Annotated in this window: 10 protein-coding genes; 1 reads left to right on the forward strand and 9 read right to left on the reverse strand. The window is 73.0% G+C overall.

The genetic code is table 11. The annotated features are described in order from the left end of the window. Positions 1–145 precede the first annotated feature (145 nt). Positions 146–2,368 (forward strand): bifunctional glycosyltransferase/CDP-glycerol:glycerophosphate glycerophosphotransferase, encoded by a 2,223-nt coding sequence (locus OHS17_RS10800; RefSeq protein WP_330311982.1) that lies wholly within the window; start codon positions 146–148, stop codon positions 2,366–2,368. Between the two features lie 76 nt (positions 2,369–2,444). Here OHS17_RS10800 and obgE read toward each other — a convergent pair whose 3' ends face one another. From obgE to OHS17_RS10845, 9 genes are all read right to left on the reverse strand, one after another. Beyond that, a complete protein-coding gene (gene obgE, locus OHS17_RS10805) occupies positions 2,445–3,884 on the reverse strand; it encodes a GTPase ObgE (protein WP_330311983.1) in 1,440 nt (479 codons plus the stop codon). Positions 3,885–4,022: 138 nt separating this feature from the next. Next, positions 4,023–4,280, reverse strand: a complete 258-nt coding sequence (gene rpmA, locus OHS17_RS10810) for a 50S ribosomal protein L27 (protein ID WP_018103204.1) — start codon at positions 4,278–4,280, stop codon at positions 4,023–4,025. A 14-nt stretch (positions 4,281–4,294) separates the two neighbouring features. After that, positions 4,295–4,615, reverse strand: a complete 321-nt coding sequence (gene rplU / locus OHS17_RS10815; protein WP_014045903.1) for a 50S ribosomal protein L21 — start codon at positions 4,613–4,615, stop codon at positions 4,295–4,297. Between the two features lie 196 nt (positions 4,616–4,811). Beyond that, a complete protein-coding gene (locus OHS17_RS10820; protein WP_330311984.1) occupies positions 4,812–5,873 on the reverse strand; it encodes an iron-containing alcohol dehydrogenase family protein in 1,062 nt (353 codons plus the stop codon). Next, the gene (locus tag OHS17_RS10825) at positions 5,861–6,613 is read right to left on the reverse strand and encodes a phosphocholine cytidylyltransferase family protein (RefSeq protein ID WP_147972512.1); all 753 of its coding nucleotides are present in this window, start codon (positions 6,611–6,613) and stop codon (positions 5,861–5,863) included. The genes OHS17_RS10820 and OHS17_RS10825 overlap by 13 nt, the downstream gene beginning before the upstream one ends. Before the next feature lie 77 nt (positions 6,614–6,690). Then, a complete protein-coding gene (gene galU, locus OHS17_RS10830) occupies positions 6,691–7,581 on the reverse strand; it encodes a UTP--glucose-1-phosphate uridylyltransferase GalU (protein WP_330311985.1) in 891 nt (296 codons plus the stop codon). A gap of 99 nt (positions 7,582–7,680) precedes the next feature. Next, positions 7,681–11,868, reverse strand: a complete 4,188-nt coding sequence (locus OHS17_RS10835; RefSeq protein WP_330311986.1) for an Rne/Rng family ribonuclease — start codon at positions 11,866–11,868, stop codon at positions 7,681–7,683. A 230-nt stretch (positions 11,869–12,098) separates the two neighbouring features. Next, a complete protein-coding gene (locus OHS17_RS10840) occupies positions 12,099–12,881 on the reverse strand; it encodes a TIGR03936 family radical SAM-associated protein (RefSeq protein ID WP_161211647.1) in 783 nt (260 codons plus the stop codon). Between the two features lie 121 nt (positions 12,882–13,002). Next, the gene (locus OHS17_RS10845) at positions 13,003–14,220 is read right to left on the reverse strand and encodes a hypothetical protein (protein ID WP_330311987.1); all 1,218 of its coding nucleotides are present in this window, start codon (positions 14,218–14,220) and stop codon (positions 13,003–13,005) included. Positions 14,221–14,259 lie beyond the last annotated feature (39 nt).

Below are 14,259 nucleotides of genomic sequence, written 5' to 3' on the forward strand. Positions count from 1 at the left end.
CTACGTGGAAGGGCCCGAGGCACCCCCCGGGTGCGACCGGGGCGATCAATTACGCTGTCCGGGTGCCGGACGCCGACCACTGTCGCACGGTCCGACCGCGCCCCTCGTAGAACCCCTGCGGACAGCCCTCTGGAACTGGTGGACGATGCCTCGAATGACACTCATCGTGCCTGCGTACAACGTGCAGGGGTACATCGGGGAGTGTCTGGACTCCGTGCTCGGGCAGGACTTCGCCGACTTCGAGATCATCGGGGTGGACGACTGCTCCCCGGACGGTTCCGGTGCGATCCTCGACACATACGCGGCCCGCGACGACCGCCTGCGTGTGCTGCACCTCACGGAGAACGTCGGCCTCGGCCGTGCGCGCAACGCCGGGCTCGAACGGGCGACCGGTGATTACGTCCTCTTCCTGGACAGCGACGACACCCTGGCACCGGGCTCGCTGTCGGCCATCGCGGCCCGGCTCGACGCGACGGGCGACCCGGACATCCTGGTCTACGACTACACCCGGACCTACTGGGACGGGCGGCTGCTCCGCAACAAGCGCACCGACCTGATGAGCGAGGAGGGCCCGGACGTCTTCTCGCTCGCCGAGCGCCCGCAGCTCCTGGACCTGCTCCAGATCGTGTGGAACAAGGCGTACCGCCGCGACTTTGTCACCCGGCACGGCTTCCAGTTCCCGCCCGGCTATTACGAGGACGCCCCGTGGACGTACAGCTCGCTCATCGCGGCGGAGCGCATCGCGGTGCTCGACCGCTCCTGCGTGCTGTACCGGCAGCGGCGTGAGGGCGGCAACATCCTGGCCACGGTCAGCCGGAAGCACTTCGACGTCTTCGACCAGTACGACCGGGTGTTCGCGTTCCTGGACGGGCGGCCGGACCTCGACCGCTGGCGCCCGGTGCTGTTCCGGAAGATGGTCGACCAGTACCTGACCGTGCTGGAGCGGCCGGGCCGGCTGCCGCGCGACGCGCGCGCCGAGTTCTTCCACCGGGCCGCGAAGGACTACCGCGCGCGGCTCCCGGAGGGCTTCGAGCGGCCGGCGGGCGGACGCGGCTACAAGTACGCGCTGCTCGGCGCCGACTCGGCCTCCGCGTTCTTCGGTCTGACCCGCGCCAACAGCGTCCGCCACCGCGCCCGGCTGGGCGGCAGGGCCCGTATCGGCCGGGCCAAGCGGGCGGCGCTCGGCATGTTCTACCGGTCCCAGCTGCGGCTGCCGGTGGACGAGAACCTGGCCGTGTTCTCCGCGTACTGGGGCCGCGGCTACTCCTGCAACCCGGCGGCCATCGAGGCCGAGCTCGGCCGGCTCGCGCCGCAGACGCGCCGGGTCTGGGCGGTGCGCGCCGAGCACCGCGACCGGGTGCCCAAGGGCGTCGAGAAGGTGATCGTCGGCTCGCGCGAGTACTGGGCGGTCATGGCCCGCGCCAAGTACCTGACGAACAACGTCAACTTCGGCGACACCATCGTCAAGCGCGACGGGCAGATCCACCTCCAGACCCACCACGGCACCCCGCTGAAGACGATGGGCCTCGACCAGGCGCAGTACCCGGCGTCCACCGACATGGACATGGAGAAGCTGCTCCGGCGCTGCGACCGCTGGGACTTCAGCCTGTCCTCCAACCGGTTCACCACCACCGTCTGGGAGCGGGTCTACCCCTGCCGGTACACCACCCTGGAGACCGGCTACCCGCGCAACGACGTGCTGGTCAACGCCACCGCCGCGGACGTCGTCGCGGCCCGGCGGGAGCTCGGCCTCGCGGACGGCACGACTGCCTTCCTGTACATGCCGACCCACCGCGAGTACGAGAAGGCGTTCGCGCCCCGGATCGACCTGTCGAAGCTGGCCGAGGACCTGGGCCCGGACGTCACCCTGCTGGTGCGCGGGCACTACTTCTACAAGCCCACCGGCCGGCTCGCGGAGCTCCAGGCCGGCGGCCGGATCATCGACGTCTCCGCCCACGGCAACGTCGAACAGCTCTACCTCGCCTCCGACGCCCTGATCACCGACTACTCCTCGGCGATGTTCGACTACGCCAACCTGGACCGGCCGATCGTCATCCACGCGGACGACTGGGACACCTACCGGGTCGTGCGCGGCACCTACTTCGACCTGATGGCCGAGCCCCCGGGCGCCGTCGCGACGGACCAGGAGCGGCTGACCGCGATCCTGGGCTCCGAGGAGTGGCGCGACGAGAAGGCGGCGGCACTGCGCGCGGCGTTCCGGGAGCGGTACTGCGACTACGACGACGGGCGGGCCGCCGAGCGCGTGGTGCGCCGGGTGTTCCTGGGCGAGGAGACCCCGCTGCCGGTGGTCCCGCTCGCGGAGCGCACCCCGGTCCCCTCCCCCGCCGAGGCCCTGGCCCAGGTCTGAGGTTCCCCGAAAACGACCGCGGGCCCGACCCCTTCCACCGTTCGGAAGGGACCGGGCCCGCGGTCGTTCTTCGTGCTTAAGAGAACGGGTCGAAGTCCCGGTACTCCTCGGCGACCTCGTCGCGCTCCGCGTCGCGGTCACGGCGGCGCTGGGCGGCCGGACGCGGCTCCTCCAGGCGGTGGTCCTCGCCGCGGCGGCCCAGCATCTCCGCACCGGCGGTCACGGTCGGCTCCCAGTCGAAGACGACCGCGTTGTCCTCGGCACCGATCGCCACGCCGTCGCCCGCCCGGGCCCCGGCCTTGCGCAGCTGGTCCTCGACACCGAGCCGGGCGAGCCGGTCCGCGAGGTAGCCGACGGCCTCGTCGTTGTTGAAGTCGGTCTGGCGCACCCAGCGCTCCGGCTTCTCGCCGCGCACCCGGTAGATGCCGTCCTCCTCCAGGGTGACGGTGAACCCGGCGTCGTCCACGGCCTTGGGCCGGATGACGATGCGGGTGGCCTCCTCGACCGGCTTGGCGGCACGCGCCTCGGCGATGATGCCGGCGAGGGCGAACGAGAGCTCCTTGAGCCCGGTCCTGGCGACGGCGGACGCCTCGAAGACGCGGTAGCCGCGCGCCTCCAGGTCGGGGCGGATCATGTCCGCCAGGTCCTGGCCGTCCGGGATGTCGATCTTGTTGAGGACGACGATGCGGGGCCGGTCCTCGAGACCGCCGTACAGCTTCAGCTCCTCCTCGATCATGTCGAGGTCGGAGACCGGGTCGCGGTCGGACTCCAGCGTCGCCGTGTCCAGGACGTGGACGAGCACCGAGCAGCGCTCGACGTGGCGCAGGAACTCCAGGCCGAGGCCCTTGCCCTGGCTGGCGCCCGGGATCAGGCCGGGGACGTCCGCGATGGTGTAGACGGTCTCGCCGGCGGTGACCACGCCCAGGTTCGGGACGAGGGTGGTGAAGGGGTAGTCCGCGATCTTCGGCTTCGCGGCCGAGAGGACCGAGATCAGCGAGGACTTGCCGGCGCTCGGGTAGCCCACGAGGGCCACGTCGGCGACGGTCTTGAGCTCCAGGACGATGTCGCGGGCCTCGCCGGGCTCGCCGAGCAGCGCGAAGCCGGGGGCCTTGCGGCGGGCGGAGGCCAGTGCGGCGTTGCCGAGGCCGCCGCGGCCGCCCTGGCCCGCGACGAAGGTGGTGCCCTGGCCGACGAGGTCGGCGAGCACATTGCCCTGGCGGTCGAGGACGACGGTGCCGTCCGGGACGGGCAGGACCAGGTCCTGGCCCTCCTTGCCGGTGCGGTGGTCGCCGCCGCCGGGCTGGCCGTTGGTGGCCTTGCGGTGGGGGTGGTGGTGGTAGTCGAGGAGCGTGGTGACGGACTGGTCCACGACCAGGGTCACATCGCCGCCGCGGCCGCCGTTGCCGCCGTCCGGACCGCCGAGCGGCTTGAACTTCTCACGGTGAACGGAGGCACAGCCGTGGCCTCCGTTACCCGCGGCGACATGCAGTTCGACGCGGTCCACGAAGGTGGTCATGGATGGAACCTCCAGTTGCATACCTGCGGAAAAACTTCGCTCGCCCCCGTAAGGGCAACACGCGAAAGGCGGACCCACTTCCCTTCTCGGGAAGTGAGGTCCGCCTCCACGTCATACCGCTCTACGAGCGCCGGGAATTCAGCCGGCGATCGGAACGATGTTCACGACCTTGCGGCCACGGTGCGTGCCGAACTCGACCGCACCGGCGGCGAGGGCGAACAGCGTGTCGTCGCCGCCACGGCCGACGCCCGTGCCCGGGTGGAAGTGGGTGCCGCGCTGGCGGACCAGGATCTCACCGGCGTTGACGGCCTGGCCGCCGAAGCGCTTCACGCCGAGCCGCTGAGCATTGGAATCGCGCCCGTTCCGGGTGGACGATGCGCCCTTCTTGTGTGCCATGTGTTCTCAGTCCCTTACTTCGCAGCCGCGGGAATACCGGTGACCTTGATCGCCGTGTACTGCTGGCGGTGACCCTGGCGACGGCGGTAGCCGGTCTTGTTCTTGTAGCGAAGGATGTCGATCTTCGCGCCCTTGTGGTGGTCCACGACCTCGGCCTGGACCTTGATGCCGTCGAGCACCCACGGGTCGCTGGTCACGGCGTCGCCGTCGACAACGAGCAGGGTAGAGAGCTCTACCGTGTCGCCAACCTTGGCGGTGGAAATCTTGTCAACCTCAACGATGTCGCCGACAGCAACCTTGTGCTGGCGGCCACCGCTGCGCACGATGGCGTACACGCGGATCTCACTCTCACTCGAAGCGGAAACCCCTGATGCCAGCCGCTCACACGGGTCCGGAGACCCATGATGATCCGGAGTGGACGAGCGGCCTCTCCCGTACGAGCGGGAGGTCGGTGCTCAGAGGTGTGGCGAACAAACGCCGACGGTCAAGGTTACGGGGCCCGGCACAGCCGGTCAAACCGGGCCCTGCCCCTCAGACCGCGGTGGTTCTGACGTACTCGGCGTACGCGTCCCTGATGCCGTCCTCGGACAGGTTCAGGTGTTCCAGGATCGTGTAGCGGCCCGGCCGGGTCTTCGGCGCGAACGCGACCACCTGGACGAACTCGTCCACGTCGAAACCCATGTCCTCGGCGGTGACCGGCAGCCCGTGGCGCCGCAGCACCTGGGCCATGCGTACGGACTCCTGGACGGCGCCGCGCAGATGCATGGCGAACGCCGCGCCGAGCCCGCACTGTTCGCCGTGGCTGGCGGCCCGTTGCGGGAAGAGCAGGTCGAAGGCGTGGTTGATCTCGTGGCAGGCGCCGGAGGCCGGGCGGCTGTCACCGGCCACCGACATCGAGATCCCGGTGAGCACCAGGCCCTCCGCCAGCACCCCGAGGAACGCGTCGTCGCCCAGGCCGCCCGGGTGGCGCAGCACGGCCTCGCCGGCCTGCCGGGCCATCGCGGCGGCCAGGCCGTCGATGTCCTCGCCGTTGACCCGGTGGGCCAGCTCCCAGTCGGCCACGGCCGAGATGTTGGACAGCGCGTCCCCGATCCCGGACCGCACGAAGCGCACGGGGGCCTCACGGATGACGTCGAGGTCGATGACCACGGCGATCGGGTTCGGCACGCCGTACGAGCCCCGGCCCGCGTCGTTGTCCAGCGTCGCGACCGGGGAGCACAGCCCGTCGTGGGACAGGTTCGTCGCCACGGCAACCAGGGGCAGCCCGACGCGCGCCGCGGCGAACTTGGCGCAGTCGATGATCTTGCCGCCGCCGAGGCCGACCACGGCGTCGTACCGCCCGGACTTCATGGCCTCGGCGAGCTTCACGGCGTCGTTCAGCGTGCCGCCGCCCACCTCGAACCAGGAGGCGCCCGGCAGGCTGTCCGTGAGCCGTTCCCGCAGGGCCCGGCCGGAACCCCCGCTGATCGCGACCGCCAGCTTCCCCGAGCCGGAGATCCGCTGATCGGCGAGCACGCCCGCCAGATCGGCCAGAGCCCCGGCCCGGATGTCCACGACGACCGGCGCGGGTATCAGCCGGGTCAGTACTGGCACGCGATCTTCCTGCCCTTGGCGAGGTCTTCGTGGTTGTCGATCTCGACCCACTTGACGTCGCCGATCGGCTCCACGTCGACCTTGAAGCCGCGGTTGACGAGCTCCTGGTAGCCGTCCTCGTAGTAGAGGTCCGGGTCGCGCTCGAAGGTGGTCTTCAGCGCGTCGGCCAGCTCCTCGGCCGCCTCGCCCTCGATGAGGGTGACGCCGATGTACTCACCGGTGGCCTCGGCCGGGTCCATCAGCTTGGTGATCCGCCGCACGCCCTTGCCGTCCTCGACGACAACCTTCATCTCCTCGTCGGCGAGGGACTTCACCGTGTCGAGGGCGAGGATGATCTTCTTGCCGTCGCCGCGCGCGGCCAGCAGGGTCTTCTCGACGGAGACCGGGTGCACGGTGTCGCCGTTGGCGAGGATGACGCCGTCCTTGAGGGCGTCCCGGCCGCACCACAGGGAGTAGGCGTTGTTCCACTCCTCGGCCTTGTCGTTGTCGATCAGCGTGATGCTGACGCCGTACTTGGCCTCCAGCGCCGCCTTGCGCTCGTACAGGGCCTCCTTGCGGTAGCCCACGATGATCGCGACCTCGGTCAGGCCGACCTCGGCGAAGTTGCCGAGCGTCAGGTCGACCACGGTCAGGCTCTCCTCGTCGCCCTCGGGGCCGACGGGCACGAGCGCCTTGGGCAGCGTGTCGGTGTAGGGGCGCAGACGACGGCCGGCGCCGGCGGCCAGAATCATGCCGATCATGGGGTTCTCCTCGGTGCGGTGTTGCGGTGCAGTGGTACGGGTGTCTGGGATCGGGGTTACGGGGCCCGGCGGGCGGGTCAGAGCTCCGCGGCCACGTAGGCGCGCAGCCAGCTGCGGAAGTCCGGCCCCAGGTCCTCGCGCTCGCAGGCGAGACGGACGATGGCCCGCAGATAGTCGCCGCGGTCGCCGGTGTCGTAGCGACGGCCCCGGAAGACCACGCCGTGCACCGGGCCGCCGAGCTTCTCGTCGGCGGCGAGCTGCTGGAGCGCGTCGGTCAGCTGGATCTCGCCGCCCCGGCCCGGCTCGGTCTCGCGCAGCACGGCGAAGACGGCGGGGTCCAGGACATAGCGGCCGATGACCGCGAGGTTGCTGGGGGCGTCGCCCGGCTCCGGCTTCTCGACCAGCCCGGTGACCCGGACGATGCCGTCCTCGGCGGTGGGCTCCACCGCCGCGCAGCCGTAGAGGTGGCTCTGTTCGGGCGCCACCTCCATCAGCGCGACGACGCTGCCGCCCTCACGCTCCCGGACCTCGGTCATCCGGGTCAGCAGCGGGTCGCGCGGGTCGATCAGGTCGTCGCCGAGGAGCACCGCGAAGGGCTCGTCGCCCACATGGGGCTCCGCGCACAGGACGGCGTGGCCGAGGCCGCGCGGGTCGCCCTGGCGGACGTAGTGCATGGTCGCGAGGTCGCTCGACTCCTGGACCCGGACCAGCCGCTCGGCGTCGCCCTTGCGGGTCAGCGCCGACTCCAGCTCGTAGTTCCGGTCGAAGTGGTCCTCCAGCGCGCGCTTGTTGCGCCCGGTGATCATCAGGACGTCGTTCAGCCCCGCGGCGGCGGCCTCCTCCACGACGTACTGGATCGCGGGCTTGTCCACGACCGGCAGCATCTCCTTGGGAGTCGCCTTCGTCGCCGGCAGGAACCGGGTACCGAGCCCGGCGGCCGGTATGACGGCCTTCTGGATCTTGCGCATGTGGGGGCTTTCGTGTCGGGGGCGGGAGGGCCCGGCGCCGGGACGCGGCCCGGCCGGTCCCGGGAGGGGGACCGGCCGGACCGTGTCACGTGAGGCGGATCAGTCCTCGTCGGCCGTGGCCGTGACGGCCGGGGCGGTCTGCTGCTCCGCCGCCACCGTCTTCTTCGCCGCCGCCTTCTTGGCCGTCGTCTTCTTCGCGGCCGTCTTCTTGGCCGCGGTCTTCTTGACCGCCGCCTTCTTGGCCGTGGCCTTCTTGGCGGTCTTGCGGGCCGCCTTCTTGGCCGGGGCAGCCTCGGGCTCCGCCGACGCCTCGGGGGCCTCGGTGACCTCGGGGGCCTCCGGGGTCTCCACCACGACGACCGCGGCGTCCTCGGCCCCCGCGGGGGAACCGGCGGGCGCGCTGACCTTACGGGTGGCGCGGCGCCGGACACGCGGCGGCGCGGCCTGCTCCTCGGCCGGGGCCTCGGCGTGCGCCGCCTCGACCACCGGGTCCTCGGCGGCCACCGGGTCGGGGGCCGCGACGGGCTCGGCGGCCGGCGCGGGCTCGGCCGGTTCCGCCGGGGCCGCCTCGGTCACGGTCGCCTCGGCCGGGGCCGGGGAGCCCGCCGGGGCGGTCGCCTTCCGGGTGGCCCGGCGGCGCGTCCGGCCCTGCGGGGCCTCGGCGGGAGCTTCCTCGGCCACCGGCTCCGGGGCCGCGACGGGCTCCGCGACCGGCTCGGCCACGATCTCCTCCACCGGGACGGCGGAGGACTTCGGGGCGCCGGCCGGGGCCGATGCCTTGCGGGTCGCCCGGCGGCGGCCGCGGCCGCGTGCGACGGCGGCCTCGGCCTCGGCGGCGCTGCTGTACAGCTCCTCGTCCGGGACGAACTCGGGCTCGGGCAGGGCCACCGGTGCGGCGACCTCCGCGGCGACCTCGGCCTCGGTCTCGGCCTCGGTGTGCTCCTGGGCGTGGTCGTGCTCGTGGCCGTGGTCGTGGTCCTGGCCTCCGCCGCGCTTCTTCTTCGAGCGCTTGCCGCCGCCACCGCCGCCCGCAGACGCGGGCTGCTCCATGTGGACGATGACACCGCGGCCGTTGCAGTGGACGCAGGTCTCGGAGAAGGACTCCAGCAGCCCCTGGCCGACCCGCTTGCGGGTCATCTGGACCAGGCCCAGCGAGGTGACCTCGGCGACCTGGTGCTTCGTACGGTCGCGGCCCAGGCACTCCAGCAGGCGCCGCAGCACCAGGTCCCGGTTGGACTCCAGCACCATGTCGATGAAGTCGACCACCACGATGCCGCCGAGGTCGCGCAGCCGCAGCTGGCGCACGATCTCCTCGGCCGCCTCCAGGTTGTTCTTGGTGACCGTCTCCTCCAGGTTGCCGCCCTGGCCGGTGAACTTGCCGGTGTTGACATCGACCACGACCATCGCCTCGGTCTTGTCGATCACCAGCGAGCCGCCGCTCGGCAGGTAGACCTTGCGGTCCAGCGCCTTCATCAGCTGCTCGTCGATCCGGTACGTCGCGAAGATGTCGACCTCGGAGGTCCACCGCGACAGCCGGTCCGCCAGGTCGGGCGCCACGTGCGAGACGTAGCCGTGGATGGTCTCCCACGCGTCGTCGCCGCTGACGATGACCTTGGAGAAGTCCTCGTTGAAGATGTCCCGGACGACCCGGACGGTCATGTCCGGCTCGCCGTAGAGGAGCGTCGGCGCGTTGGAGCTGCCGGTGCTCTTCGCCTTCTTCTGGATGTCCTCCCACTGCTGCTGGAGGCGCTCGACGTCACGGCGCAGCTCGTCCTCGCTCGCGCCCTCGGCGGCGGTGCGCACGATGACGCCCGCGTCCTCGGGGACGATCTTCTTGAGGATGGTCTTGAGCCGGGCGCGCTCGGTGTCGGGCAGCTTGCGGCTGATCCCGGTCATCGAGCCCTCGGGCACGTAGACCAGGTAGCGGCCGGGCAGCGAGACCTGGCTGGTCAGGCGGGCGCCCTTGTGGCCGATCGGGTCCTTGGTGACCTGCACCAGGACGGACTGGCCGGACTTGAGCGCGGTCTCGATACGGCGGGGCCCGTGGGCCATGCCGAGCGCCTCGAAGTTGACCTCACCGGCGTACAGGACGGCGTTGCGGCCCTTGCCGATGTCCACGAAGGCGGCCTCCATGGACGGCAGCACGTTCTGGACCTTGCCCAGGTAGACGTTGCCGACGTAGCTGGTGGCCTGCTCCTTGTTGACGTAGTGCTCCACGAGCACGTTGTCCTCAAGAACGCCGATCTGGGTGCGCTCGCCGCTCTGGCGGACGACCATGACGCGCTCGACGGCCTCGCGGCGCGCCAGGAACTCGGCCTCGGTGATGATCGGCACCCGGCGGCGGCCCTGCTCGCGGCCCTCGCGGCGGCGCTGCTTCTTGGCCTCCATGCGGGTCGAGCCCTTGATGGACTGGACCTCGTCGAAGCCGGTACCGGGCTCCCGCTCCTCCTTCTTGCGGGGCTCGCGGACCTTGACGACCGTGCGCTCCGGGTCGTCCGAGCCGTTCTCGCCCTCGGCCACCGCGTCACCGCTGCGACGACGGCGGCGACGGCGACGGCGGCTGCTGCTCGATCCGGAGGCGCCGGACTCGCGCTCGTCGTCCTCGTCGTCCGCCTCGTCGGCGGAGTCCTGCGCGGCCTCGGGCTCGTCCTCGGCCCGGTCGGCGTGCTCGTCGTCCGTCTGCTGCTCGGCGCCCTCGTCCTCGGCGGCCTCGCCCCGGCGGCGGCGACGGCCGCCCCGGCGACGGCGGCGCGACGGGCGGTCGCCGTACTCGTCGGTGTCCTCGCCGTCCTGCTCGGCCTCGGCCGCGGCCTCCGGCTCCTGCTCGTCCTCGGCCTGCTCCCGCGCCGGGGCGGCGGTCACGGTCTCGGTGGTGTCGGCCTCGGCGGCCTCACCGCGACGGCGGCGACGGCGGCGCGAACCGCCCTGCGACGCGGTCTCGACGGGCGCGGGCGCCTCCTCTCGGACCGGGGCGGCCTCGTCCTCGGGCTCCTCGTGCGAGGAGGCGGCCGCGGCGGCTGCCGCGGTCTCCGGGGTCTGGAACATCGGCTCGGCGAAGACCGGCGCCTGGAAGACGGCGACGGCCGGGCGGGCGGCCCGACGGCCCCGGCGCGCGGGCTCCTCCGGCTCTGCGGTGAACTCGGGGCGGCCGGCGGCGGCGGTGGCCCGGCGGCGCTGACGGCCGCGCGGGGCGGCCTCCTCGACCTCGACGGGCTCGGCGGCCAGCTCCTCCACGGCGGCCTCGGGCAGGCTCTCACCGGTCTGGGCGGCCTCTGCGGGCTGCTCGGCGGCGGCCTTCGGCGCACCGGCCGGGGACGAGGCACGGCGGGTCGCGCGGCGGCGGCCGCGGGGGGCCTCGGCGACGGGCTCGGGGGCCTGGGCCGCCTCGGTGACCTCGTCGGTCTCCTCGGCCTCTTCGGTCTCGGCGGCGGTCTCCACCGGGGCGGCCTGCGGGGCACCGGCCGGGGCGGAGGCCCTGCGTCGGGTCCGGCCACGGGGGGCCTCGGCGGGCTCGGGAGCGGCCTCGGCGACCGGCTCGGCGGCAGGCGCCGGGGTCTCCTCGGCCTCCGCCACGACCTCGGCGGCCTTGGGCGCACCGGCGGGCGACGTGGCCTTGCGGACGGCACGGCGGCGGCGGGGAGCCTCGGCGGCGGGCTCGGCAGCCGGCTCCGCGACGGGCTCCGCCACGGGGGTCTCCTCGACGATCTCGGCGGACTCGGCCTGCTCGGCGGCCTTCGGCGCACCGGCGGGCGACGTGGCCTTGCGGACGGCGCGGCGGCGCGGGCGCGCCGGAGCGGCGCTCTCGGCGGCGGGCTCGGGGCTCTCCACGACGGGGGCCTCCTCAACGATCTCGGCCGGCTCGGCGGCCTTGGGCGCACCGCTCGGGGACGTGGCCTTGCGAACGGCACGGCGGCGGCGGGGAGCCTCGGCGGCGGGCTCGGCGGCCGCCTCCACGACGGGCTCGGCGGCGGCCGGCTCGGCGGTCACGGGCTCCGCCGTCCCGGCCTGCTCGGCCGCCTTCGGCGCGCCGGCCGGGGACGTGGCCTTGCGGACCGCACGGCGGCGGGGGCGGGCGGGGGCGGCCTCGGCGGCCGCTTCCGTGCTCGGGGACTCTGCGGCGTCAACGGCCGGTATGGCCGACGCGTCGGCGGTGGCCTGCGCCCCGCCCGACGGCGGACCGGCGGGGCGGGAGGCGGCGCGGCGCCTGCGGCGCGGGGGGAGCTTGTCCCCGGGGGTGTTGTTGTCTTCGGCGTTCCCGGCGGTGCCGGGTTCGTTCGGCTGGGGCATGCGGGCGTTTCTCCCGTCGCGCTCCCGGGCGCCGCACCTGATTCCGGTCCGGCTCGGTCCGCGGGTGGCCGCGGCACCGCCGTCCGGGGCGCGGGCGCCGCACGGGAGCTGAATCTTGGCTCGCCGGTTCCGTACGCGATGTGCGGACGGCCTGGCGAAAGTCTTATGGGTCAGTGCGCGGCCCGGCCCAGGTGGCTCCCGAGCGCGAGGGCTGCGCTACAACGACCGCCTTACGCGGAACCTGCACCTTCCGGCGCCGTCGCGACGGCGGTCCCGGTGGCCGTGGTTGATGCGGCCGGGGCTGCCTCGCGGTCGGGCGCGAGCGGGTCGGTCACCGTGCCGGACTCCTCGTCGAAGAGCCCCTGCGCCAGCCTGGTCACCGCTGCGGGGACCGGCGGCGCCAGGTCGGCCACAACGCGGAGACCGGACAGGACGTCGTCAGGCCGTACGGCAGGTGTCACGTGCCGAACAACCAGCCGCAGTATCGCACAGGCCCTGTCACCGGACCTATCAGCCGGAAGATCAAGGGTCTGGAGGTCGACCACGGCGGAACGGGCGTCGAAGGTCCGCATGCCGTTCTTCGTACGGCGCTCGACCTCGACGGTCTCCGCCGCGTTGAAGGCGGACACGGCCTTCTCCGCGTCCTCCCGGGTCACCCCGTCGAGGCGGATCTCCCAGACGGAGGCGGTCAGCCGGTCGGCGAGGCCCGAGGTGCGGGCCTCGACGGCGTCCGTGATGTCCAGGCCGTCCGGCATGGAGTCGTTGAGCAGCTCACGCAGGACACCCGGGTCGCGGGGCTCGGTGAGGGCGATCTCCAGGAACTCGGCCTCGCTGCCCGTACCGGTGGGGGCGGCGTTGGCGTACGACACCTTGGGGTGGGGGGTGAAGCCCGCCGAATAGGCCATGGGCACCTGGGAGCGGCGCAGCGCCCGCTCGAAGGCACGCTGGAAGTCGCGGTGGCTGGTGAACCGGAGGCGGCCGCGCTTGGTGTAGCGCAGTCGGATGCGCTGCACCGCCGGTGCGGGCGGCGGGCCTTCGGGCTGTCGCTTGCCCAGTGGTTCTTCTCCTCGGTGCGGGGCGGGCGCGGTGGCGCGACGCCCTCGAAATACGGGTGGCCCGGGGGCCCGGTCCGGCTCACCCCTGCTGTGCGGATTTCTCCGGAAGCGGGGAGAACTCTGGTCCTGGCGCCGCGCTGGGCACGGTCGTTGCACTACCCAGAGTACGCGCAAGGGGGCTTCCGGGTTCCCCGGGCTCGGGTTCGGCGGGCGCGCCGACCAGGGCGCGCCAGGCGTCGCGCCTGGCCCGGCGCACCGTTTCCCGGGCCGTGCGCAGCGTCTGGCGGGCCGTGCGGCCCACCGCGCGCAGGGCCCGCCCGGCGGGTGCCAGGAAGGCGTCGCGCACGAAGTGCCCGACCGGGACGCACACCGTGCGGTACGCCCAGCGCACCGGCGCGGCGATCAGGTTCCGGGCGAGCCAGGCGAGCGCCCGGCCGACCGCCCGGGAGAGGTATCCGGCGACCCGCCAGGCGATGCCGAGCGCGGCGGCGGTCTCCCGGCCGACCGGGGTCAGGACGCGCCGGTACACCCAGACGACGGGCGTGACGAGAAGCACCACGACCAACCACCGCAGCGCGATCCCGATGCCCCGGAAGAACGCCTCGATCCCCCGGATCACCAGCTCCAGCGCCCACGCGATGCCGTGGCCCAGCGGGGTAAGGACGGTGCGGTACGCCCAGACGAGCGGGATCACCACGAGGTACCGGACCAGCCAGGCGACGGCGAGCCCGACGGGCACCAGGACGTACCGCCACAGCAGCACCACCGGCAGGACGAGCAGAACGGTGAGCAGCCACTTCAGGGCGGAGCCCAGCCCCCGCAGGGCCGGGACCAGCGCCTCGCGGTACAGCCACCGCAGCCCGTTTCCGAGCGGGGTGAGCAGATGCGCGTACGCCCATTGGAGCGGCAGCACGATCCCGTACCGCACCACGGGCACCACGACGTAGCGCCAGAGGGCGACCCACGGCCGGACGAACACCGCGCGGGCCAGCCAGAACAGGGCGTGTCCCAGCGGGACGCACACGTGCCGCCACAGCCGGCCCGCCGGGATGACCACCAGCACGTCGAAGAGCCAGGCCAGGGCGCGTCCGAGCGGGCGGAACAGCACCCGTTCGGCGGCCCGGGCGGTGACGACGAGGGCGTCCCACACCATCCGTACCGGCAGGACGACGAGGAGCACCACGATCCGGACCGGGATCCGGATCACCGCGGTGAGGCAGCCGTCGCCGCCCTCGTAGTGCGCGGGCGCCTGGTGGGCGCCGTACTCAGGCGGCTTCCGGTGCTTTCCCTGTTCCATGCACCCCATGACGCGAAGGCCCGGTCCGGGGTTTCCCGG

It is taken from the genome of Streptomyces sp. NBC_00523 (genome assembly GCF_036346615.1).
GTDB lineage: Bacteria > Actinomycetota > Actinomycetes > Streptomycetales > Streptomycetaceae > Streptomyces.

Excerpts from the sequence above, each read along its gene's own strand:
- rpmA (WP_018103204.1), bottom strand. The coding sequence starts at position 4,280 with ATGGCACACAAGAAGGGCGCATCGTCCACCCGGAACGGGCGCGATTCC.
- OHS17_RS10835 (WP_330311986.1), bottom strand. The coding sequence starts at position 11,868 with ATGCCCCAGCCGAACGAACCCGGCACCGCCGGGAACGCCGAAGACAAC.
- OHS17_RS10800 (WP_330311982.1), top strand. The coding sequence starts at position 146 with ATGCCTCGAATGACACTCATCGTGCCTGCGTACAACGTGCAGGGGTAC.
- galU (WP_330311985.1), bottom strand. The coding sequence starts at position 7,581 with ATGCGCAAGATCCAGAAGGCCGTCATACCGGCCGCCGGGCTCGGTACC.
- obgE (WP_330311983.1), bottom strand. The coding sequence starts at position 3,884 with ATGACCACCTTCGTGGACCGCGTCGAACTGCATGTCGCCGCGGGTAAC.
- OHS17_RS10845 (WP_330311987.1), bottom strand. The coding sequence starts at position 14,220 with ATGGAACAGGGAAAGCACCGGAAGCCGCCTGAGTACGGCGCCCACCAG.
- OHS17_RS10825 (WP_147972512.1), bottom strand. The coding sequence starts at position 6,613 with ATGATCGGCATGATTCTGGCCGCCGGCGCCGGCCGTCGTCTGCGCCCC.